This is a genomic window from Pseudomonas sp. USTB-Z, from assembly GCF_019691255.1.
GTDB classification, from domain to species: domain Bacteria; phylum Pseudomonadota; class Gammaproteobacteria; order Pseudomonadales; family Pseudomonadaceae; genus Aquipseudomonas; species Aquipseudomonas alloputida.
In genome coordinates, this window is record NZ_JAECZP010000016.1 from 62,926 (window position 1) to 85,487 (window position 22,562).

Consider the following 22,562-nt stretch of genomic DNA (forward strand, 5'->3'; position numbering starts at 1 on the left):
CTGCCTGTAGTGGTTTGATCAAGCCGCTTTTGCTTCCTGCTGGCTCAGCGAGCGGTTCAGCGCGCTGAACAGGGCCTTGAAGCTGGCCGTGGTGATGTTCTCATCGATACCCACGCCATGCACCGGGCGGCCACCGGCCACGCGCAGTTCGATGTAGGCAGCTGCCTTGGCGTTGGTGCCAGCACCAATCGCATGCTCGTTGTAGTCCATGATCTCCACGGCAATCGGCAGGCCGGCCACCAGTGCTTCCAGGGCGCCGTTGCCCTTGCCGCGCCAGTGCAGGGTGGTTTCGCCTTCACCGGCAACTTCCACTTCCACAGCGCTGTGGCCGTTTTCTTCCTGCAGGCGATGGCTGACCAGTGCGTATGGCGCGTTGGCCTGGAGGTATTCCTTGTGCAGCAGGCTGTAGATCTGCTGGGCGGTCATTTCCAGGCCCAGGCGGTCAGTCTCACCCTGCACCACCTGGCTGAATTCGATCTGCATGCGACGCGGCAGGCTGATGCCATATTCCTGCTCGAGCAGGTAGGTGATACCGCCTTTGCCCGACTGGCTGTTGACGCGGATTACCGCTTCGTAGCTGCGGCCGATGTCGGCCGGGTCGATCGGCAGGTAAGGCACCTCCCACAGTTCCCCATCCTGCTGCTTGGCGAAGCCCTTGCGGATGGCGTCCTGGTGCGAGCCGGAGAACGCGGTATGGACCAGGTCGCCCACATACGGGTGACGTGGGTGTACTGGCAACTGGTTGCACTCTTCGACCACCTTGCGCACACCGTCGATGTCGGAGAAGTCCAGCAACGGGTCGATGCCCTGGGTGTAGAGGTTCAGTGCCAAGGTCACCAGGTCGACGTTACCGGTACGCTCGCCGTTGCCGAACAGGCAGCCTTCGGCACGGTCGGCGCCGGCCATGAGGCCCAGTTCGGTGGCAGCGATGCCGGTGCCGCGGTCGTTGTGGCAGTGCAGGCTGATGATCACGCTGTCGCGGCGGCTGACGTTGCGGCAGAACCACTCGATCTGGTCGGCGTAAATATTTGGCGTGGACACTTCCACGGTGGCCGGCAGGTTGAGGATGATCTTGTGTTCAGGGGTAGGGTTCCACACCTCGATGACCGCGTCGCAGACTTCCTTGGCGAACTCCATTTCAGTGGCGCTGAAGGTTTCTGGCGAGTACTGGAAGGTCCACTGGGTTTCCGGCTGCTGAGCGGCGTACTTGACGAACAGCTTGGCCGCGTTCACCGCGATGTCCTTCACGCCTTGCTTGTCCTGATTGAAGACGATGCGGCGGAACGACGGGCTGGTGGCGTTGTACAGGTGGACGATGGCCTTCTTCGCACCGCGCAGCGATTCGAAGGTGCGGGCAATCAGGTCTTCACGTGCCTGGGTGAGCACCTGGATGGTGGTGTCATCCGGGATGTGGCCGTCCTGGATCAGGGTGCGCACAAAGTCGAAATCGGTTTGCGAGGCAGACGGGAACGAGGCTTCGATCTCCTTCACGCCAACCTGCACCAAGGTCTTCCAGAAGCGCAGTTTCTTCTCCGAGTCCATCGGCTCTATCAGCGACTGGTTGCCGTCACGCAGGTCGGAACTGCACCAGATAGGTGCCTGGGTGATGGTCTTCGACGGCCAGGTACGGTCAGGCAGGTCGATGGTCGGGAAAGCGCGGTATTTCTTCGAAGGGTCTTTGAGCATGGTCATGGAAGCAATCCTTTTGTGTGCGGCCGAGATCGGGCCTGCCGAGCGATAACGATATGAAGAGGCGAGGCGACGCGATTCAGCCTGGTAGTCGGGCGCTGACCAGGCAGAGGCTGCGATGTTGTCGGAGCAGGATGAGGGTGCTGAAGGTTTTCATGCCTTCAAACTTAACCAGTGGGGTGGGGGATGGCAAGCGTTCGGGAAAAATTGAGAGGAATGCTTAAAAAAAGTAATTAGGCGAGATTTTATGGCTTGGATCTGCTGGGTGCTTATTGATTTTTGCGCAGTATTTTTCGATGGCGCAACACAGTTGAACTGCTGTCGACTGCGCTGGCCTCTTCGCGGGCATGCCCGCTCCCACAAGTATTGAGCTGTGTCTGAAGGCTTCGCTGTACCTGTGGGAGCGGGCGTGCCCGCGAAGCAGGCGCCGCAGTTTCAGGGCTGGAACGCGCCAATGAAAATCGCCGGGTCCACCCGCGCATCGTTCAGGCTGACGTTCCAGTGCATGTGCGGCCCGGTAGCCCGCCCGGTCGAGCCCACGCGTCCGACCACCTCGCCACGACGCAGTTGCTGGCCCACCTGCACATCGATTTTCGACATGTGGCAGAACATGCTGATAAAGCCCTGCCCATGGTCGACGAACACCGTGCGGCCGTTGAAGAAATAGTCCCCCACCAGAATCACTTTGCCATTGGCGGGTGTCTTGATCGGCGTGCCTGCCGGCACCGCAAAATCCAGCCCCGCATGCGGGTTGCGTTCTTCGCCGTTGAAGAAGCGGCGCACGCCGAACTTGCTCGACAGCGGGCCGTTGACCGGCTTGTCGAGAACCAGGTTGCTCGGCAGGTTAGGGCTGAAGCTGCGGTAGGCCTTGATCTGCTCGGCCAGTTCGCGGTCGATGCGCTTGAGGTCGGCCGGGTTCGGGTTGACCTGGCGCGTGTTCTTCAGGGTGATGCGCTGCTCAGGGTACGTCTTGCTGCCTACGCTGAAAGGCAGGGTGCGCCCGCCCTGGTTCAGCACTGCGGTGCCGGGCTTCTGGGTCAGCGGGATGCCGACGATGGCCAGCCAGTTGTCCTGCTCCTTCACCACCAGCACCGGTTTGCCGTCGAAACGGGCGCTGGGTGCGTTGGCGGCGGGGCCTAGGTCGACGACTGCCACACCGCCGGGTACCGGTTTGTTCAGTGTACGGGTGATGTAGCTGGCCTGGGCGCCGCCGGCCAGCAGCAACAGGGAAAGGGCAAGCAGGGGCGCGAGCACGCGGGGCATGTGTCAGTCCAGTAGTGAGAGGGTGACCGGGGTCAGGTGGTTGTCTTCGACCCGCACCAGCAGCTCGCCTTCGTTCAGGCGGGCGGTCAGGCGTTGGCCGTTGCGGGTCTGTTCCGCGCTGCGAATGGCCTGGCCTTGTTCATCCAGCAAAATGCTGTATCCGCGGGCCAGGGTGGCCAGCGGACTGACCACCTGCAGTGTCTGCAACTGGGCCTGGAACCGCTGGCGACGGTCCTTGAGCACCTCACGCATGGCCCGTGGCAGGCGCTCGGCCAGGCTGTCCAGGCGCTGGTTCAGCAGTTTCAGGTTACGCCCCGGATGCTGCGCGGCCAGGCGGGCGTCCAGGCGTGCCAGGCGTTCGCGGCGCTGGTTGAGGTTGAGCATGAACGCGCGACGCAGGCGCATGTCCAGGTCGTCCAGGCGTTGAGCCTGCTGGCGCAAACGCTCGCCTGGATGACGCAGGCGACGGGTGAGTGACTCCAGGCGCAGGCGGTCGTGGGTCAGGCGGTTCTGCATGCGCAGCAGCAGGCGCCGTTGCAGGCCATCCAGGCGTTGCCGAAGGCCGCTGTTGTCAGGGGCCAGCAGCTCGGCGGCAGCCGACGGGGTGGGCGCGCGCACGTCAGCCACGAAGTCGCTGATCGACACGTCGGTTTCATGGCCCACGGCGCTGACAATTGGCGTGACGCAGGCGGCCACGGCACGCGCCACGGCTTCCTCGTTGAAACACCACAGGTCTTCCAGCGAACCACCACCACGCGCCAGAATCAGCGCATCGAAGCCGAGGCTGTCGGCCAGGCGGATGGCGCGTACGATCTGCGCGATGGCTTCGCGGCCCTGTACCGCCGTAGGGATCAGGTTCAGCTCCACCTGCGGGGCACGGCGGCCGAACACACTGATGATGTCGCGGATCACCGCGCCAGTGGGCGAGGTGATGATGCCGATGCGCTGCGGGTGAGCCGGCAGTGGCTTCTTTCGTTCGGTGCTGAACAGTCCCTCGGCACCGAGCTTATCCTTCAGGGCCTCGAAAGCCAGGCGCAGCGCGCCATCACCGGCGGGCTCGACGGTGTCGAGAATCAGCTGGTAGTCGCCACGTCCCTCGAACAGCGAAACCTTGCCGCGCACCCGCACCGCCAGGCCGTCTCGCAGCGCCTGGCGTACCCGCGTGGCGTTCTGCCGGAACAACGCGCAACGCACCTGGGCGCCGCTGTCCTTGAGGGTGAAGTACATGTGGCCGGACGCCGGGCGGGCGAGGTTGGAGATTTCGCCTTCCACCCACACGCTGCGGAAAACGTCTTCCAGCAGCACGCGGGCGCGGCCGTTGAGTTGGCTGACGGTAAGGACCTCGCGGTCCAGCCCGAGTCGTTCGAAAGGGTCTTTGATCATGGCAGGCATCATAAATGACATCGGCCCCGGTTGTCTGTCTTGCCCCTACTGTCAGCCTTGACCCCATCCTTGTGTGCGGCCTTGCGTCGCGAAAGGGCCGCAACGCGGCCCCGGCACTTCATGCGGCGAAGCTGAAAACCTGGGGCCGCATCGCAGCCCTTTCGCGACGCAAGGCCGCTCCCACAAGACCGCAACCGGTGCCTTCAGCCCTGCATCGTCGCCACGAACTGCCGCACCAGTTGCCCCGCATCACGGCGACAGGCCAGTGCCACCGTGCTCTGGCAATCACCCTCCAGCGCTACGAAGCTGACTGAAGCCGGGGCAATCTCGCACATGCACCGCGGCAACAACGCCACCCCAAACCCCGCCTGTATCAGCTGCAACTGCGTAGTTTTGCGCGACAGTACCTGCGCCGCCTGCGGGAAGAACCCTGCCCCCATGCACAGCGAGGCCGACAGGTAGCTCAAGCCACCGCGATCCCGGTGCGGGATGGAAATGAAGCGTTCTTCCTTCAATTGCTCCAGTTGCACGTGCCGAGTACCCGCCAAGGGGTGCCCAGCGGCGACCGCCAGCAACAAGGGTTCGTCGAACAGTTCATGCAGCACCACGCCTTCATGCTGGCGCAGCACCGGCAAGCGCAACAGGCCGATATCCAGCCGTCCGGCAGCAATGTCTTCCAGTTGTGCCTCCGACGACTGCTGCGCAATCTCCAGCGAAACCCCTGGGTTGTGCTTCAGGTAGTTCCCCAGGCGAGCCAGAAGCCCGCCGGTCAGCGGCACGGTGCTGGAATGGTTCAGGCGCAAGCTGCCTTGCAACCCTTGGCCAATGTCACGGGTAACCCGCTCCGCCTGTGCCAGGTCAGCCAGCAGGCGTCGTGCCCGTTCAAGAAAGGCCTGACCGGCCAGCGTCAGGCGAGGCAGGCGCGCCGTGCGTTCGAACAGCGGCGTGCCCAGTTGCTGCTCCAGCTCCTTGATCTGCCGGCTAAGGGCAGACTGGGCGACGTACAGTCGCTCGGCTGCACTGCTGAAACTGCCACACTCGGCGATTTCCACGAAGTAACGCAACTGTCGGATCGACGTCATGTCATGCCTTTTCGAGATGGCTTTCTGGATAAAGGCATATTAGTCGGCATGGCTCATGGCTGACTAACCTTTGCCTGTCTCCCCAGGAACTGTTGCCATGCTTGCCCAACTGTCGTTTTCCGGCCTTGACTGGCTGCCGATCCTGTTCGCCATCGCTGCGGCCTACATCGTCTTCGGCATCGCCGGCTTCGGTACTGCACTCGTGGCGGGGCCGGTGCTGATTCACTTCATGCCGTTGTCACGCATCATCCCGTTGCTGGTGCTGCTGGATTTCGTGGCCGCGTTCGGCAACCTGCTGCCGTCGCGCCGGGATGTGGTACGCAGTGAATTGCTGCGGCTGCTGCCCTTCATGGCCTTGGGTTGTACGTTGGGCGTGGTGTTCCTGCTGCAACTGAAGTCCGACCTGTTGCTGCTGTTGATGGGGGTATTCGTGACTGCCTATGCACTTTACGGGCTGGCAGTGAAAGTGAGGCCAGCCAGCCTGTCCGGCTTCTGGGCGGTGCCGATGGGCACGGCAGGCGGGTTGTTCGGGGCTTTGTTCGGCAGCGGCGGGTTTCTTTATGCCCTTTACCTGAGCGCACGGCTGGAGGTGAAGGAACAGGTACGCGCCACCCAGAGCGCGCTGATCAGCTGCAGTACGATAGTGCGTCTGTCGCTGTTCCTGATCGCCGGTGTCTATGCCGACCAACGCCTGCTGCTGCTCGCCGCCTGCCTGCTGCCTGTCATGTTCATTGGTCTGTGGGTAGGGCGTCGGTTGACCCACCGGTTATCCCGCGAAGCGTTCGTACGGCTGGTGACCTGGCTGGTGCTGGCCAGTGGGCTGGCGTTGATTGGTCGCTACCTGAGCGCCTGAGCGGTAGAATTGCGTCATTACCGGCGTTTCTCAGGCTTGTCCCGTTCATGAACACCCAGAGCATCATCGTTCCAAAGCTGTCTACCGTCCCGGTGCATGAAGCCCGCGCACGCGCCATCCTGCGCTGGCTGGTGCGCGAAAAGGTCGTCGAGGAGCAGCTGACCACCTGTGGCCGCACCGGTAACCGCATGGGCCATGCCCTGGCGGCAGGGGCGCGCAAAGTGGCCCTGCACCCGGAAAAACTGCCCTTCGGCGAACCGGTCAACGGCCTGGAAGTGATGCTCAAGCGCTGCATCTATACCCCCACCGAAGGCTTCCTCGAAGAAGCCGGTTGCCCGGAGTGCCGGCGCGAGGTAGGCGAGCCGTTGTTCGAAAGCCTGGAAGAGTGGATGCCGGCAGTGAGCGACAACTTTACCTGCCCACTGTGCGGCTTCGAAGATGACATCAATGGCTTCATTTACCTGCAGCCATGTGCCTTTTCCAACCTGGGGTTCATCTTCAACAACTGGGGCGAGGCCGGGTTCACCCAGGCCTTTCTCGACAGCTTCGCCGACTGGCTCGACCAGCCGGTGGCCGTGGTGCAGGTAAAACTGCCACAAGCCTGACCGAAGGCCCTTATTTTGCATTGAGCGGCGCGCCATGCATGAGTATAATGGCGCGCTTCCATTTTTCCCGCCCGGGAGCCCCCGCGATGCTGCGTATCAGCCAAGAAGCCCTGACCTTCGACGATATCCTCCTTGTACCTGGCTATTCCGAGGTACTGCCCAATGAAGTCAGTCTCAAGACCCGTTTGACCCGTGGCATCGAGCTGAACATTCCGCTGGTTTCCGCTGCCATGGATACCGTGACCGAAGCGCGTCTGGCCATTGCCATGGCTCAGGAAGGCGGTATCGGCATCATCCACAAGAACATGACCATCGAACAACAGGCCGGCGAAGTGCGCAAGGTCAAGAAGTTCGAGGCTGGCGTGGTCAAGGACCCGATCACCATCGACGCCGATGCCACTGTGCGCGACCTGTTCGAGCTGACCCGCCTGAACAACATCTCCGGCGTGCCGGTACTGGCGAACGGCGACCTGGTCGGCATCGTCACCTCCCGTGACGTGCGCTTCGAAAATCGCCTGGACGCCAAGGTTCGCGACGTGATGACGCCGAAAGAGCGCCTGGTCACCGTCCGCGAAGGCGCCGATAAAAACGAAGTTCGCGAGCTGCTGCACAAGCATCGCCTGGAAAAAGTCCTGATCGTTGACGACAAGTTCAACCTCAAGGGCATGATGACCGTCAAGGACATCGAAAAAGCCAAGGCTTACCCGCTGGCCAGCAAGGACGACCAAGGTCGCCTGCGCGTCGGCGCCGCCGTCGGCACCGGCAAGGACACCGGCGAGCGCGTTGCTGCGCTGGTGGCAGCTGGCGTTGATGTCGTCGTCGTCGACACTGCCCACGGCCACTCCAAAGGTGTGATCGACCGCGTACGCTGGGTGAAAGAAACCTACCCGCAAGTGCAGGTGATCGGCGGCAACATCGCCACCGGCGCTGCCGCCAAGGCCCTGGCCGAAGCGGGTGCCGATGCGGTCAAGGTCGGTATCGGCCCTGGCTCTATCTGCACCACCCGTATCGTTGCCGGTGTCGGCGTGCCGCAAATCAGCGCCATCGCCAACGTTGCCGCAGCACTGGAAGGCACTGGCGTGCCACTGATCGCTGACGGCGGTATCCGCTTCTCCGGTGACCTGTCCAAGGCCATCGTTGCCGGCGCGTCCTGCGTGATGATGGGTTCGATGTTCGCCGGTACCGAAGAGGCCCCGGGTGAAGTCGAGCTGTTCCAGGGCCGTTCCTACAAGGCCTACCGCGGCATGGGCTCGCTGGGTGCCATGGCACAGGCGCAAGGCTCGTCCGACCGTTACTTCCAGGACTCCTCGGCCGGCGCCGAGAAGCTGGTACCGGAAGGCATCGAAGGCCGCGTTCCTTACAAAGGCGCCCTGGCCGCGATCATCCACCAGCTGATGGGCGGCCTGCGTTCGTCCATGGGCTATACCGGCAGCGCAACCATCGAAGAAATGCGCACCAAGCCGGAGTTCGTGCGTATCACCGGTGCCGGCATGGCCGAGTCCCACGTGCACGACGTGCAAATCACCAAAGAAGCCCCTAACTACCGCGTAGGCTGAGGCTTCCAGCTACAACATAAAGCGGGGCTGTCATGACAGCCCCGCGTCGTTTCCGATTTCCACTGACGAGATTGAGTCATGGCCCTCGACATTCACGCTCACCGCATCCTGATCCTCGATTTCGGTTCCCAGTACACCCAGCTGATCGCCCGCCGCGTGCGCGAAATCGGCGTGTACTGCGAACTGCACCCGTTCGACATGGACGATGAAGCGATCCGCGAATTCAACCCGCGCGGCATCATCCTTGCCGGCGGCCCCGAGTCGGTCCACGAAGCCAACAGCCCGCGCGCTCCGCAAGCCGTGTTTGACCTGAATGTGCCTGTGCTGGGTATTTGCTACGGCATGCAGACCATGGCCGAGCAGATGGGCGGCAAGGTAGAAGGTTCCGACCTGCGTGAGTTCGGTTATGCCCGCGTGGACGTTGTCGGCAAGAGCCGCCTGCTCGACGGCATCGAAGACCACGTTGACGACGACGGCGTGCTGGGCCTGGACGTGTGGATGAGCCACGGTGACAAGGTCACCCAGATGCCTGGCAACTTCAACATTCTGGCCAGCACCCCAAGCTGCCCGATCGCTGGCATGTACGACGACGTCCGCGGCTACTACGGCGTGCAGTTCCACCCTGAAGTGACCCACACCAAGCAAGGGGGTCGCATCCTGTCCCGCTTCGTGCAGGACATCTGCGGCTGTGAAGCCCTGTGGACGGCGTCCAACATCGTCGAAGACGCCATCGCCCAGGTGCGTGCGCAAGTCGGTTCGGCCAACGTCCTGCTGGGCCTGTCCGGCGGCGTTGACAGCTCGGTGGTTGCCGCGCTGCTGCACCGCGCCATCGGCGACCAGCTGACCTGCGTATTCGTCGACAACGGCCTGCTGCGCCTGCACGAAGGCGACCAGGTGATGGCCATGTTCAAAGAGAACATGGGCGTCAAGGTGATCCGCGCCGACGCTGAAAAGCAGTTCCTGGACAACCTGGCCGGCGAAGCCGACCCTGAGAAGAAGCGCAAGATCATCGGCCGCACCTTCATCGACGTGTTCGATGCCGAAGCCAGCAAGCTGGAGAACATCCAGTTCCTCGCCCAGGGCACCATCTACCCGGACGTGATCGAGTCGGCTGGCGCCAAGAGCGGCAAGGCTCACGTGATCAAGTCGCACCACAACGTTGGTGGCCTGCCGGAGGAGATGAACCTCAAGCTGGTCGAGCCGCTGCGTGAACTGTTCAAGGACGAAGTGCGCAAGATCGGCCTGGAGCTGGGCCTGCCATACGACATGGTCTACCGCCACCCGTTCCCGGGCCCGGGCCTGGGCGTGCGTATCCTCGGTGAAGTGAAGAAGGAATACGCCGACATCCTGCGTCGCGCCGACCACATCTTCATCGAAGAGCTGCGCAAGGCCGACTGGTACCACAAGACCAGCCAGGCATTCGTGGTGTTCCAGCCGGTCAAGTCGGTCGGCGTCGTCGGCGACGGCCGTCGCTACGCCTGGGTTGTGGCCCTGCGTGCTGTCGAGACCGTGGACTTCATGACCGCGCGTTGGGCACACCTGCCGTACGAGCTGCTGGAAACTGTCAGCGGTCGTATCATCAACGAAATCGACGGTATCTCGCGCGTTACCTACGATGTGTCGAGCAAGCCGCCGGCGACCATCGAGTGGGAATAAGCCGGCACATGGCAATAGCCAGTGTCAGATGACCTGTAACACACAAAGGCCCGCGTAATCGCGGGCCTTTGTCATTCTGAGGTCTATCGGCTCCTCACGTTCATCTGCCCCGCTGCGTGCAATATCACAGCGAGTAGAACGGGTCGCTTTCAGGCGCCTGGTCGTGCAGCGCTTGGGCGAGGTCTTGTATGTGTTCTGACCACGCCACTGTCTTTACCCATTGCTCGGGCATACCGGATACCCCGTACAACGCCCCGGCTAGTTGCCCCGCCACGGCTGCCACACTGTCGGCATCGTCTGCCAGGTTTGCGGCCAGAAGCACTGCGTCCCTGAAGTTGTCGGTATTCCACACCGCCCACAGTGCAGCTTCCAAGGTGTCGATGACATACCCTGAAGAGCGGATCTGATCGCGGCTTTTTTCCTTGTATTCGCCAGCGTTGATGATGGTGGCGCGGGCTTGCAGCGGGCGGACCATAGGGCGGCACATTTCATCCTTGTCCGCGCCGTTCAGGGCGAGGTGCAGCTGCGCACCCAGCAGTTCGCAACAACTTAGTGCTTCGGGCGCCCGGTGGGTGGTCCGACTCTGACTTTGAGCTTCGCGCCAGGTGGACGGTAGCATGTGGCGCCTGAATATGGCGGTCGGGGCGAGTCGGATGATCGAGCCATTACCGGCCGTGTTCGGGTCTGTGTTGCCTGACCAGTCCAAGCCTTGCCGTAGCCATCCTTCCAAGGCAAGGCGGGTTGCATTGCCAATGTCGAAGCAGACACCGTTAGCGCTGTTTTCCCCTTGCTTGTACCACCTGCACAGACGCTCAAGATAATCGGCATGATCAAATCGCATGCACGCCAGGTACGAGTCCGCCAGGCAAAGCGCCATGCTCGTATCATCGGTCCACTCACCTGGCTTGAGCCTGAACGGCCCGCCGCCGACCATGTCATCGACATGCTTGGCATCACGGGGCAAGAACTCCAGTGTGGTGCCTACGGCATCGCCAATGGCCAACCCCAGCAATGCCCCCTTGGCTCTGTCGAGCGATTGATCGGGGGTGAGTGTGCAGGCGCGCGAATTTTGCCATTGCGGGTGTACGTACCCACGGCTTGCGGATTCGCGTGGGGTGGGCGCTGGCAGCAAGTGGTTGTACCGGTAGGCATATTCGGTAACGGCGAGGGTGGAGCTGTGGAGGTCGATCATAGTACTTCTTCTAATAAGAGACGAGTCGTGGGGCCTTGTTCAATCCGATTCAGTACTCTGAAAGAGGTACCTGGCGGGTACAGTACCTCCGCTTCGGGAATTTGCGTGAGGAAACTGATGTCCTTGCCGGATACGCCGCGTACGACCATCTGGGTATTGCCCGAAAACGGTGTTGTAGCGGATGAGCTGAAGAATGCCATGTCGGTCTCTACTGCACCCATTTGCATCCGATTGAGCACATGCTGCGGAAGATCCGTTCCACGATAGGTTTCAGCGCCTAAGTAGCGAGGCAAGCGTGCCAGGCCTTCGGTTGCATGCTCGGCAAAGGCCTTGATACCAGGCGTAGCAGTGCCTTCGCGCAATGCTTGGTTATACGCCTTGTACACATCGTTGGTAGAGTAGCCGTAAAGTGCGCCTATTTGATCGTCGCTGAGCAGTCTTGAAAGCTCCGGGGCCCGTATGTCTGCCCGAGCGCGGCCTTCGGCAATCCATCGCTCTGCCATGTCCTTGCCCACTGCATCGCGCAGGCTCATGAGCTTCTTCGGCGCCGCTGCAACGGTTTTTTCCGTGGCTTGCGTCGCTGGGGGCAGCTCTGGCTCCGCTTTCTTAAGCGGCGTTGCGGTTTTCATCTGCAGCTCAGGTTCGATCAGCAGCCTGTTCTGGTTTTTTGCCAGCCAGTTGGCCAACTGCTTGTTGGAAATCTCGGCCTGAAGCTTGGCGCTGCGGCTGGCGATGCTTTCCATGCTGCTCATCACGCCGGCTTTCATCTGCCCGCGGGTCAGGTAGGTCACGATCGCCATCAGCAAAAGCATCACGAGTTGCTCTTGTCCGCGTGCCAGTTGCCTTGCAGCTTGTTCGGTACGTTCTTGAACCAGCGCGGCCGAGCCGCCCGAAGGGTCGAGACCCGAGGGTTTCAGGCCGTCTTCGGCAGTCCACGCGGTTGCAAGCCCCTCTTGCATCGAGGCCAGGCAGGCGGGAAGCCCTTGATAGAAATACTCCGCGATGGCGGCCAGGCCCAATGCCATCAGGATCAGGTTACCGACCTGCAGGCCGATACCGCTGCCTGCGACCACCCCAGGTGCCGCGCCCACGCCAAAGGCAAGAGAACCTACCGCGCCGCCTATAGCGCCGCCTAGCGCGACGCTGCCGCCGAGAATCATCACCACTTCCTGCACGAGCTTGAGCAGCACGGGCAAAATCTGGTCGATGTTGATGGATGCCCATTTGCGGGACAGATTTGACTGCATCATGGGATAGGACAGCGCCATCGCCTGCCGGACGTTGTCGATCCGGTGCCCGCCTACAGCGCCATAGGCCTGGCTGGCGCCATCGCTTACACGGCGGGTGAAGCCGTCCCAGCTGTCATGGGCACTGCGCAACCCGCTGCTGACGCTCTGATTCAGGGCGCTGAACTTCTGGTCCAGGTTGCGTTCGATGTCGTCCCAGCTAGGGACGTAAGCTGATAAGTCCATTTACCATTGCATTCCTTTAGAGAAGGCCCGGTGAGTGTGCTGGCTGAAGGCGATTCATTCCCATGCACCGCCCTGGCAGTCAAGCCAACTGCCAAATAAGCTGATGGTTGCATTGCGAGGCATTTTCTCATCTGAGGTGCCTCTGGCAATGGTGTCAATTTGATGTCGGCGCTGTCGATTGGTTCCGCTACGCCTGCCGTCCAGCCAATGCCGTGGCTAAAGCGGACGATGCTTGGATACTTCACTTAATATTTCCCATTTGCAGGTGTATCGTATTCGCCCCTCATCGTCAGCGCCTTGCTGGCAGACTGATTGCGCAGAACACGAGGTACCCGCACCGATGTCCTTCACCCGTCGACAAATGCTCAAGGGCCTGACCGGCCTGGTTGTGGTTGGCCTGGGCGCCGGGGGCGCGGCGCGTTACTGGCTGGGCAAGGTCGAAGACGACAGCGCAGGGCACGATTATGAGCTGATCGCAGCACCCCTGGACGTCGAGCTGGTGCCGGGCTTCAAGACCGAGGCCTGGGCCTTCGGCCCATCGGCCCCGGGCACCGAGCTGCGCGTGCGCCAGGGCACTTGGCTGCGGGTACGCTTTATCAACCATCTGCCGGTCGAAACCACTATCCATTGGCACGGCATTCGCCTGCCGCTGGAAATGGACGGCGTACCCTATGTGTCGCAGTTGCCGGTCAAGCCGGGTGAGTACTTCGATTACAAATTCCGTGTGCCGGACGCCGGCAGTTACTGGTACCACCCGCACGTCAGCAGCTCCGAGGAGCTAGGCCGCGGTCTGGTCGGGCCGCTGATCGTCGAGGAGCGTGAGCCCACCGGTTTCCAGCATGAGCGTACGCTGAGCCTGAAGAACTGGCATGTGGACGAGCAGGGCGCATGGCTGCCTTTCAGCATCCCGCGCGAGGCCGCGCGCAACGGCACTGCCGGGCGGTTGATCACCATCAACGGCCAGGCCGACTCGATCACCGAGCTGCCGGCCGGCCAGGTGGTGCGGGTGCGCGTGCTGAACCTGGACAATACCTGGACCTACCGCCTCAACCTCAAGGGCAACTGCGAGGCGAGAATCTATGCCCTCGACGGCAACCCGGTGACCCCGCGTGCGCTGGACGAATACTGGCTAGGCCCTGGCATGCGTATCTGCCTGGCCATCCGCATTCCTGAGGCGGGTGAGGAAATTTCCCTGCGCGACGGTTTCGTGCGCCTGGGCACCCTGCGTTCGGTGGCCAACAACGACGCGCCGAGTGACTGGCCGCCCGCGCTGCCGCCCAATCCGATCGCCGAGCCGGACCTGGAGAATGCCGAAAAGCTGAACTTCAATTTCGAGTGGGCGGCCAGCGTCTCTGTCACCGCTGATCCGGCCAAACCGTCGAGCATGTGGCAGATCAACGGCCAGGCCTGGGATATTACCGACAAGACCTGCGCCGACCGCCCCATCGCCACGTTGCAGAAGGGCAAGAGCTACATCTTCGAGCTTAAGAACATGACCCAGTACCAGCACCCGATCCACTTGCATGGCATGAGCTTCAAGGTGATCGCCTCCAACCGTCACGACATCAAGGAACCGTGGTTCACCGACACCTACTTGTTGGGCAAGAACGAGCGCGCCCAGGTAGCACTTGTGGCGGATAACCCTGGGACCTGGATGTTTCACTGCCACGTCATCGACCACATGGAAACCGGCCTGATGGCCGCGATTGCGGTGGTCTGATGCGCCCGCAGATCATCGATCGCAGTCGCGATCAGGAGTTCATGCGCCTGGCGCTGGCCTTGGCCGCCGAAGGCGCGGCACTGGGCGAGGTGCCGGTGGGGGCGGTGCTGGTACAGCATGGGCAGGTGATCGGCCAGGGTTTCAATCGGCCGATCATCGACAGCGACCCCAGCGCGCATGCCGAGATGGTGGCGATCAGGGCGGCAGCCAGGTCGGCCAGCAACTACCGGCTACCCGGCAGCACCCTGTATGTGACCCTGGAACCGTGCAGCATGTGTGCGGGGCTGATCGTGCATTCGCGGGTGATGCGCGTGGTGTTTGGCGCGCTGGAGCCCAAGGCGGGGATCGTGCAGAGCCAGGGGCAGTTCTTTGGCCAAGGCTTTCTCAACCATCGGGTGATGGTGGAGGGCGGGGTGCTGGCGCAAGAGTGCGGGCAGATCCTCAGCGACTTCTTCAAGGCCCGCCGGGCCAAGGCTTGAGCAGCACCGGCCTCTTCGCGGGCAAGCCCACTCCTACAGGTTCTGCGCAAATCTTGTAGGCGTGGGTTTGCCCGCGAAGAGGCCTACTGGCTTACATCGGCGACGACTTATCCGCTGGCTTGTCCTTGTTGACCCCAGGCACATGCAGGTTACCCTCGGCCACCTGGCCTTCGAGCTGCGGCTGGGTCACCCAGGTGAGGATGTCGTAGTAACGACGGATGTTGGCCACGAAATGCACCGGTTCGCCCCCACGGGCATAGCCGTACTTGGTCTGCCGGTACCACTGCTTCTGAGCCAGCCGCGGCAGCATTTTCTTCACGTCCAGCCACTTGTTCGGGTTGAGCTTCTCGCGCTTGGCCAGGGTACGGGCGTCTTCCAGGTGGCCGCTGCCGACGTTGTAGGCCGCCAGGGCAAACCAGGTGCGATCCGGTTCCTGAATGCTGTCGTCAAGCTCTTCCTTGATCTTCATGAAGTACTTGGCGCCGCCCTGGATGCTCTGCCTCGGGTCCAGGCGGTTGGACACACCCATGGCCTGGGCGGTGCGCTGGGTCAGCATCATCAGGCCGCGCACGCCAGTCTTGGAGGTGACTTCCGGCTGCCACATCGATTCCTGGTAGCCGATGGCGGCCAGCAGGCGCCAGTCGACCTGCTCGACCTTGGCGTAGCTCTTGAAGTGCTTCTCGTACTTGGGCAGGCGCTGTTGCAGGTGCTGGGCGAAGGTGTAGGCGCCGACATAGCCAAGCACGTCGACATGGCCGTAGTAGCGGTCCTTCAAGCGTTGAAGGGTGCCGTTTTTCTGTGCCTTGTCGAGAAATTCGTTGATTTCGTTGAGCAGGCTGTTGTCTTCGCCGGCTGCCACTGCCCAGCGCTGGTCGCGGGTGTCGCCCAAATCGAAGGCGACCCGCACGTTGGGGAAATACACCTGGTTCATCGCCAGTTCGTTGGAGTCCACCAGGGTCAAGTCGATCTGACCTTCGTCCACCATGCGCAGCAGGTCGACCACTTCGACGGCGTCGGATTCCTCATATTGCAAGGCAGGGTACTGCTTTTTCAGCTCGGCCAACTGGTCAGCATGGCTGCTGCCCTTGAGCACCATGATCTTCTTGCCGACCAAACCCTTGGCGCCGGTGGGGCGCGCGCGGCCGTTGCGGTAGATGACCTGCGGGGTCACCTCCAGATAGGGATGGGAGTATTTCACCTGGGTTTTGCGCCGCTCACTGCTAACCAGGCCAGCGGCAGCCAGTACCGGGCCGGAAGGTTTGCCGAGGGCGTCGTACAGCTCGTCCAGGTTGTCGGCGGTCTCGATCTGCAGCTTTACGCCGAGATCGTCGGCGAAATGCTGGACCAGTTCGTACTCGAAGCCGGTTTCGCCGTTACGGTCCTGGAAGTAGGTTGCCGGGCTGTTGCGTGTGATCACGCGCAGCACGCCATCCTCCTTCACGCGCTCGAGGGTGCTGGGTTTTTCAACGCAGGCACCTAGCAGCAGAAAGAGTCCGGTTGCGAGAAGCCATTTGGCGCAACGCTGGCGCAAAGCAGTGTGGGCGAACATAGGTTGCAGTATACGCAAAGGACTGGCCCAACCATATCTCGACAACGGTTAGCTTGTCTGGTAGCGGGTTGTGTGGTTGGGGAGGGGGATTGCATGAGGGCTACCAGGTGCCCGGTTTGAGACATTCAGCGCCTGGGCGATCTCACAGGCGCTGAATGTGTTGAACCGGACACCCGGCGGCGCTCGATCTCGTCTCAAGCCGGACACCGCTGAAAACTGACCCCGAAGTCCGGTTCCGCCGCCTGGCAGGCGTGGCTTAGAGCAGGTGCCGAAAGCCATCGAATTAGGCTAGAATGCACGGCCTCTAAGCACACCCCTTCCTGAGGCTGTCCCGACGATGTTGATCCTGCGCGGCGCTCCTGCCCTTTCTGCCTTTCGCCACGGTAAATTACTCGAGCAACTGAGCCAGAAAGTCCCCGCTGTTACTGGTTTGTATGCCGAATTTGCCCACTTCGCCGATGTTGACGGCGAGCTGACCGCCGACCAGCAGCAGGTGCTGGGCCGTCTGCTCAAGTACGGCCCGAGCGTGCCGGTACAGGAGCCGACGGGTCGTCTGTTCCTGGTGGTACCGCGCCTGGGCACCATTTCGCCATGGGCCAGCAAGGCCAGCGACATCGCCCACAACTGCGGCCTGCAGTCGATCCAGCGCCTGGAGCGCGGCATCGCCTACTACGTGGCCGGCACCCTGAGCGACGCTGACGCCGCCCTGATCGCCGCCGAACTGCACGACCGCATGACCCAGCGTGTGCTCAGCCAGCTGGAGCAGGCCGCTGACCTGTTCAGCCACGCCCAGCCCAAGCCAATGACCTCGGTCGACATCCTGGCCGGCGGCCGTGACGCCCTGGCCAAGGCCAACATCGACCTGGGTCTGGCCCTGGCCGAAGACGAGATCGACTACCTGGTCAATGCCTTCCAAGGCCTCAAGCGCAACCCGAACGACATCGAACTGATGATGTTCGCCCAGGCCAACTCCGAGCACTGCCGCCACAAGATCTTCAACGCCAGTTGGGATATCGACGGCCAGGCCCAGGAAAAAAGCCTGTTCGGCATGATCAAGAACACCTACCAGATGCACAACGAAGGTGTGCTGTCGGCGTACAAGGACAACGCCTCGGTGATCGTCGGCAACGTTGCCGGCCGCTTCTTCCCGAACCCTGAAACCCGCCAGTACGGCGCGGTGCAGGAGCCGGTGCACATCCTGATGAAGGTGGAAACGCACAACCACCCGACCGCCATCGCCCCGTTCTCCGGCGCCTCCACCGGCTCCGGTGGCGAAATCCGCGACGAAGGTGCGACCGGCCGTGGCGCCAAGCCCAAGGCCGGCCTGACCGGCTTCACCGTGTCCAACCTGCGCATTCCGGGCTTCGAGCAGCCGTGGGAGCAGGCCTATGGCAAGCCCGAGCGTATCGTCGACGCCCTCGACATCATGATCGAAGGCCCTCTTGGCGGCGCTGCGTTCAACAACGAATTCGGCCGCCCGGCCCTGACCGGTTACTTCCGTACCTTCGAGCAAGCCATCAACACCCCGCACGGTGAAGAAGTGCGCGGCTACCACAAGCCGATCATGCTCGCCGGCGGTATGGGCAACATCCGTGAAGACCACGTGCAGAAGGGCGAAATCACTGTCGGCGCCAAGCTGATCGTGCTCGGTGGCCCGGCCATGCTGATCGGCCTGGGCGGCGGCGCTGCTTCGTCGGTGGCTACCGGTGCCAGCTCGGCTGACCTGGATTTCGCTTCGGTACAGCGCGAAAACCCGGAAATGGAGCGCCGTTGCCAGGAGGTCATCGACCGTTGCTGGCAGCTGGGCGACAACAACCCGATCGCCTTCATCCACGACGTGGGCGCTGGCGGTATTTCCAATGCCTTCCCTGAGCTGGTCAACGACGGTGGCCGCGGTGGCCGCTTCGAGCTGCGCAACGTGCCCAACGACGAGCCGGGCATGGCCCCGCACGAAATCTGGAGCAACGAATCGCAAGAGCGTTACGTGCTGGCCGTCAGCGCGGTCGACTTCGAGCGTTTCAAGGCCATCTGCGAGCGCGAACGTTGCCCGTTTGCCGTGGTGGGTGAAGCCACTGAAGAACCGCACCTGACCGTCAGCGACAGCCACTTCGGCAACACCCCGGTGGACATGCCGCTGGACGTGCTGCTGGGCAAGCCGCCGCGCATGCACCGTTCGGTTACCCGCGAAGCCGAGCTGGGCGATGACTTCGACCCGAGCGAACTGGACCTGGACAGCGCCGTCCAGCGCGTGCTGAACCACCCGGCCGTGGCCAGCAAGAGCTTCCTGATCACCATTGGCGACCGCACCATCACCGGCCTGGTTGCCCGTGACCAGATGGTCGGCCCGTGGCAGGTTCCGGTGGCTGACTGCGCCGTTACCGCCACCAGCTTCGACGTCTACACCGGTGAAGCCATGGCCATGGGCGAGCGTACGCCGCTGGCGCTGCTGGATGCCCCGGCGTCCGGCCGCATGGCCATCGGCGAAACCCTGACCAACCTGGCGGCTTCGCGCATCGAAAAGCTGTCCGACATCAAACTGTCGGCCAACTGGATGTCCGCGGCTGGTCACCCAGGTGAAGACGCACGCCTGTACGACACCGTGAAGGCTGTCGGCATGGAGCTGTGCCCGGAGCTGGGCATCACCATTCCGGTCGGCAAAGACTCGATGTCGATGAAGACCAAGTGGAGCGACGAGGGCGTCGAGAAGAGCGTCACCTCGCCGATGTCGCTGATCATCACCGGCTTCGCCCCGGTCACCGACATCCGCAAGACCCTGACCCCGCAACTGCGCATGGACAAGGGCGAGACCGACCTGATCCTGATCGACCTGGGCCGCGGCAAGAACCGCATGGGCGCCTCGATCCTGGCCCAGACCTACGGCAAGATCGCTGCGCAGGCACCGGACGTCGACGACGCCGAAGACCTCAAGGCCTTCTTCGCCGTGATCCAGGGCCTGAACGCCGACGGCCACCTGCTGGCCTACCACGACCGTTCCGACGGCGGCCTGGTTACCACCGTGCTGGAAATGGCCTTCGCCGGCCACTGCGGCCTCGACCTGCAACTCGACCCGCTGACCGACAGCAAGGGCGAAGTGCCGGCCATCCTCTTCAATGAGGAGCTGGGTGCGGTGATCCAGGTTCGCCAGGACGCTACCCCGGACGTGCTGGCTCAGTTCAGCGCTGCTGGCCTGGGTGAAGAGTGCGTCGCGGTGATCGGCAAGCCAGTCAACAACGCTGAAGTGACCATCAGCCTGAACGGCGAAGTGCTGTTCGACGATGACCGTCGCATGCTGCAGCGCCAGTGGGCTGAAACCAGCTACCAGATCCAGCGCCTGCGCGACAACGCCGACTGCGCTGACCAGGAGTTCGACCTGCTGCTCGAGGAAGACAACCCGGGTCTGTCGGTGAAGCTGGGCTTCGACGTCAACGACGACATCGCGGCGCCTTACATCAAGAAAGGCGTGCGCCCGCAAGTGGCCATCCTGCGCGAGCAGGGTGTCAACGGCCAGGTCGAGATGGCTGCTGCCTTCGACCGCGCCGGCTTCGCCGCCATCGACGTGCACATGAGCGATATTCTCGCTGGCCGTGTCGACTTCGAAGCCTTCAAGGGCCTGGTCGCCTGTGGCGGCTTCTCGTACGGTGACGTGCTGGGCGCTGGCGAAGGCTGGGCCAAGTCGGCGCTGTTCAACGCCCGTGCCCGTGACGCCTTCCAGGCCTTCTTCGAGCGTACCGACAGCTTCGCCCTGGGCGTGTGCAACGGTTGCCAGATGATGTCCAACCTGCACGAGCTGATCCCGGGCACCGAGTACTGGCCGCACTTCGTGCGCAACCGCTCGGAGCAATTCGAGGCCCGCGTGGCCATGGTCGAAGTGCAGAAGTCCAACTCGATCTTCCTGCAGGGCATGGCCGGTTCGCGCATGCCGATCGCCATTGCCCACGGCGAAGGCCATGCCGAGTTCGCCAGCGAAGAAGCATTGCTGGAAGCCGATGTGTCCGGTTGCGTGGCCCTGCGCTACGTCGACAACCACGGCAAGGTCACCGAAGCTTACCCGGCCAACCCGAACGGCTCGCCACGTGGCATCACTGGCCTGACCAGCCGCGACGGCCGCGTGACCATCATGATGCCGCACCCGGAGCGTGTGTTCCGCGCTGTGCAGAACTCCTGGCGCCCGGACGAGTGGCAGGAAGATGCCGCGCTGATGCGTATGTTCCGCAACGCGCGGGTGTGGGTGAACTAAGGCGTGTACAAGCTCGCCTTCTTCGTCCCCGCCAGCCATGTCGAAGTGGTCAAGGCCGCTGTGTTCGCTGCTGGCGGCGGGCGCATCGGTGACTATGAGCACTGCGCCTGGCAAACCCTTGGCCAGGGCCAGTTCCGCCCGTTGGACGGCAGCCAGCCGTTCCTCGGGCAAACCGGCCAGGTCGAGGTGGTGGAAGAGTGGAAGGTGGAGCTGGTGGTGGCTGACGAGCTGATTGTGCAGGTCGTCGCTGCGCTCAAGCAGAGCCACCCGTACGAGACGCCAGCCTATGAAGTCTGGCGGCTCGCCGAGTTCTAGAACGCATCACGGCTATTCGCGGGCACGCCCGCTCCCACAGGGATATCACAATCTTCAGAACCTGTGATATCCCTGTGGGAGCGGGCGTGCCCGCGAAAGGGCCCTACAATCCAGCCACAATCTCCTTGCCTGGCTCCGGCCGCTTCAACATTCCACAAGCCAGCAACCCCACCTCGAACAGCACCCACATCGGCACTGCCAGCATCGTCTGCGAAAACACATCCGGCGGTGTCAGGATCATCCCCACCACAAAGCACCCGACGACCACGTAGGGCCTGCTGCGCCGCAATGTGGCCACATCGGCCAACCCTGCCCAGACCACGATGAACGTCGCCACCGGGATCTCGAACGCCAGCCCGAAGGCCAGAAACAGCGCCAGGATAAAGTCCAGGTACTGGCTGATATCGGTCATCATCGCCACGCCGTCCGGCGTCACGCTGGCAAAGAAACCGAACATCATCGGGAACACCAGAAAGAACGCGAACGCCATGCCGGCATAGAACAAAACGATGCTCGATACCAGCAGCGGCAGGGCAATGCGCCGTTCACGGCGGTACAGCCCCGGCGCCAGAAAGCCCCAGGCCTGATGCAGCAGCAGCGGCATGGCCAGGAACAGGGCGCACATCGCGGTCAGCTTGAACGGTGCCAGAAAGGGCGAGGTGACGCTGGTGGCGATCATGCTCGCGCCTTCCGGCAAAAAGCGCCGTAGCGGCTCGGATATGAGCGTGTACAGCGTCTGGGCAAAGGGGAACAGGCCGGCGAACACCAATGCCACCAGCGCCAGGCAACGCACCAGGCGTTTGCGCAGGTCGCGCAGGTGTTCGGTCAGGGGCATGTTCGCGGCAGGGTCCATGGCAATACTCATGAAGCATTTTCCTTGGGCAGCACGGCCGTGGCCGCATCATTGGCCGGTTCCGCGTTCAGGCTGATGCCCTGGCGGATCTCCTGTTCCAGGCGTTGCAGAGGTGCCTGGTCGAGGTTGGGCATCTCGATTTCGCGCTCCACCTGCGTGCGCAATGCGTGCATGGCCCGGCGCGCCTGGCCCAGGCCGCGGCCGAGGGTACGGGCTGCCACCGGCAGGCGCTCGGGGCCCAGCACCAACAGCGCGACGACGCCGATCAGCAGCAACTCGCTGAAGCCGACCTCGAACATCAGGCCTGGCGGTCCGCTTGAGATTGCTGGGCAACTTGGCCGTTCAGCGGACACTGTTGCTGCACGTGCGCCTGGTCAGCGGCGTTGGCGTCATTGTCACCACCCATGGACTTGCGAAAACCCTGGATCGCCTCGCCCACATCGCTACCCAGCCCCTTCAGGCGCTTGGTACCAAACAGCAAGAACACGATCAGCAATACGATCACCAGTTGCCAGATTCCAATGCCACCCATAGCGACCACTCCTGTAAGGTCATGAAAAGGAAGGGCAATCCTGCCTTGCCTAGATGACGAGCACATGACGAACGGGCACTGCCATCTACCTGAAACACCCCGCGTGTTGACTGGCGTTTTTATTCC

The 22,562-nt window shown here is 62.6% G+C and carries 18 protein-coding genes; 8 read left to right on the forward strand and 10 right to left on the reverse strand.

Annotated features, from left to right (window positions below):
* Nucleotides 1-18: 18 nt before the first annotated feature.
* From leuA to I8746_RS18605, 4 genes are all read right to left on the reverse strand, one after another.
* Nucleotides 19-1,692, reverse strand: a complete 1,674-nt coding sequence (gene leuA / locus I8746_RS18590) for a 2-isopropylmalate synthase (protein WP_003255035.1) — start codon at nt 1,690-1,692, stop codon at nt 19-21.
* A gap of 432 nt (nt 1,693-2,124) precedes the next feature.
* Entirely contained in the window at nt 2,125-2,952 is an 828-nt protein-coding gene (locus I8746_RS18595; RefSeq protein ID WP_012051358.1) for a M23 family metallopeptidase, read from the reverse strand.
* 3 nt (nt 2,953-2,955) lie between these two features.
* On the reverse strand, nt 2,956-4,335 hold the full coding sequence (gene xseA / locus I8746_RS18600; RefSeq protein ID WP_029611814.1) for an exodeoxyribonuclease VII large subunit: 1,380 nt from the start codon (nt 4,333-4,335) through the stop codon (nt 2,956-2,958).
* Nucleotides 4,336-4,538: 203 nt separating this feature from the next.
* Nucleotides 4,539-5,417, reverse strand: coding sequence for a LysR family transcriptional regulator (locus I8746_RS18605; RefSeq protein ID WP_003255031.1), 879 nt, complete (start codon nt 5,415-5,417; stop codon nt 4,539-4,541).
* Nucleotides 5,418-5,514: 97 nt separating this feature from the next.
* On the opposite strand from I8746_RS18605, the gene I8746_RS18610 reads away from it, so the two are divergent.
* The 4 genes from I8746_RS18610 (at nt 5,515) to guaA (ending at nt 10,087) form a co-directional block, all read left to right on the forward strand.
* Nucleotides 5,515-6,270 (forward strand): sulfite exporter TauE/SafE family protein, encoded by a 756-nt coding sequence (locus I8746_RS18610; protein ID WP_012051361.1) that lies wholly within the window; start codon nt 5,515-5,517, stop codon nt 6,268-6,270.
* 47 nt (nt 6,271-6,317) lie between these two features.
* Nucleotides 6,318-6,875 carry a hypothetical protein gene (locus I8746_RS18615; protein ID WP_003255027.1) on the forward strand — a complete coding sequence of 186 codons (558 nt, stop codon included), beginning with the start codon at nt 6,318-6,320 and terminating at the stop codon, nt 6,873-6,875.
* Nucleotides 6,876-6,961: 86 nt separating this feature from the next.
* Nucleotides 6,962-8,431: an IMP dehydrogenase gene (guaB, locus tag I8746_RS18620; RefSeq protein ID WP_003255025.1), complete on the forward strand. Its 1,470-nt coding sequence runs from the start codon at nt 6,962-6,964 to the stop codon at nt 8,429-8,431.
* A gap of 78 nt (nt 8,432-8,509) precedes the next feature.
* On the forward strand, nt 8,510-10,087 hold the full coding sequence (guaA, locus tag I8746_RS18625) for a glutamine-hydrolyzing GMP synthase (RefSeq protein WP_003255024.1): 1,578 nt from the start codon (nt 8,510-8,512) through the stop codon (nt 10,085-10,087).
* Between the two features lie 124 nt (nt 10,088-10,211).
* On the opposite strand, the gene tri1 is transcribed toward guaA, so the two are convergent.
* Together tri1 and I8746_RS18635 are read right to left on the reverse strand one after the other, a co-directional pair.
* On the reverse strand, nt 10,212-11,279 hold the full coding sequence (gene tri1 / locus I8746_RS18630) for an ADP-ribosylarginine hydrolase Tri1 (RefSeq protein WP_221100931.1): 1,068 nt from the start codon (nt 11,277-11,279) through the stop codon (nt 10,212-10,214).
* Nucleotides 11,276-12,751: a DUF6861 domain-containing protein gene (locus I8746_RS18635; RefSeq protein WP_012051363.1), complete on the reverse strand. Its 1,476-nt coding sequence runs from the start codon at nt 12,749-12,751 to the stop codon at nt 11,276-11,278. Before I8746_RS18635 ends, tri1 begins: the two co-directional genes overlap by 4 nt.
* 340 nt (nt 12,752-13,091) lie before the next feature.
* On the opposite strand from I8746_RS18635, the gene I8746_RS18640 reads away from it, so the two are divergent.
* Together I8746_RS18640 and tadA are read left to right on the forward strand one after the other, a co-directional pair.
* The gene (locus tag I8746_RS18640; protein ID WP_012051364.1) at nt 13,092-14,471 is read left to right on the forward strand and encodes a multicopper oxidase family protein; all 1,380 of its coding nucleotides are present in this window, start codon (nt 13,092-13,094) and stop codon (nt 14,469-14,471) included.
* Nucleotides 14,471-14,950, forward strand: coding sequence for a tRNA adenosine(34) deaminase TadA (tadA, locus tag I8746_RS18645; RefSeq protein ID WP_012051365.1), 480 nt, complete (start codon nt 14,471-14,473; stop codon nt 14,948-14,950). The genes I8746_RS18640 and tadA overlap by 1 nt, the downstream gene beginning before the upstream one ends.
* A 91-nt stretch (nt 14,951-15,041) precedes the next feature.
* On the opposite strand, the gene mltF is transcribed toward tadA, so the two are convergent.
* Nucleotides 15,042-16,499 carry a membrane-bound lytic murein transglycosylase MltF gene (mltF, locus tag I8746_RS18650; RefSeq protein ID WP_012051366.1) on the reverse strand — a complete coding sequence of 486 codons (1,458 nt, stop codon included), beginning with the start codon at nt 16,497-16,499 and terminating at the stop codon, nt 15,042-15,044.
* Nucleotides 16,500-16,836: 337 nt separating this feature from the next.
* On the opposite strand from mltF, the gene purL reads away from it, so the two are divergent.
* Together purL and I8746_RS18660 are read left to right on the forward strand one after the other, a co-directional pair.
* Complete coding sequence (gene purL, locus I8746_RS18655) at nt 16,837-20,736, forward strand: phosphoribosylformylglycinamidine synthase (protein ID WP_012051367.1); 3,900 nt, start codon at nt 16,837-16,839, stop codon at nt 20,734-20,736.
* Between the two features lie 3 nt (nt 20,737-20,739).
* Entirely contained in the window at nt 20,740-21,051 is a 312-nt protein-coding gene (locus I8746_RS18660) for an NIF3 1 (RefSeq protein WP_012051368.1), read from the forward strand.
* Nucleotides 21,052-21,154: 103 nt separating this feature from the next.
* Here I8746_RS18660 and tatC read toward each other — a convergent pair whose 3' ends face one another.
* From tatC to tatA, 3 genes are read right to left on the reverse strand one after another with little or no spacing between them, the layout of a single operon-like run.
* A complete protein-coding gene (tatC, locus tag I8746_RS18665) occupies nt 21,155-21,916 on the reverse strand; it encodes a twin-arginine translocase subunit TatC (protein WP_012051369.1) in 762 nt (253 codons plus the stop codon).
* A complete protein-coding gene (gene tatB, locus I8746_RS18670; RefSeq protein WP_003255013.1) occupies nt 21,913-22,203 on the reverse strand; it encodes a Sec-independent protein translocase protein TatB in 291 nt (96 codons plus the stop codon). Before tatB ends, tatC begins: the two co-directional genes overlap by 4 nt.
* Nucleotides 22,203-22,436 (reverse strand): twin-arginine translocase TatA/TatE family subunit, encoded by a 234-nt coding sequence (gene tatA / locus I8746_RS18675; protein ID WP_012051370.1) that lies wholly within the window; start codon nt 22,434-22,436, stop codon nt 22,203-22,205. Before tatA ends, tatB begins: the two co-directional genes overlap by 1 nt.
* Nucleotides 22,437-22,562: the final 126 nt, after the last annotated feature.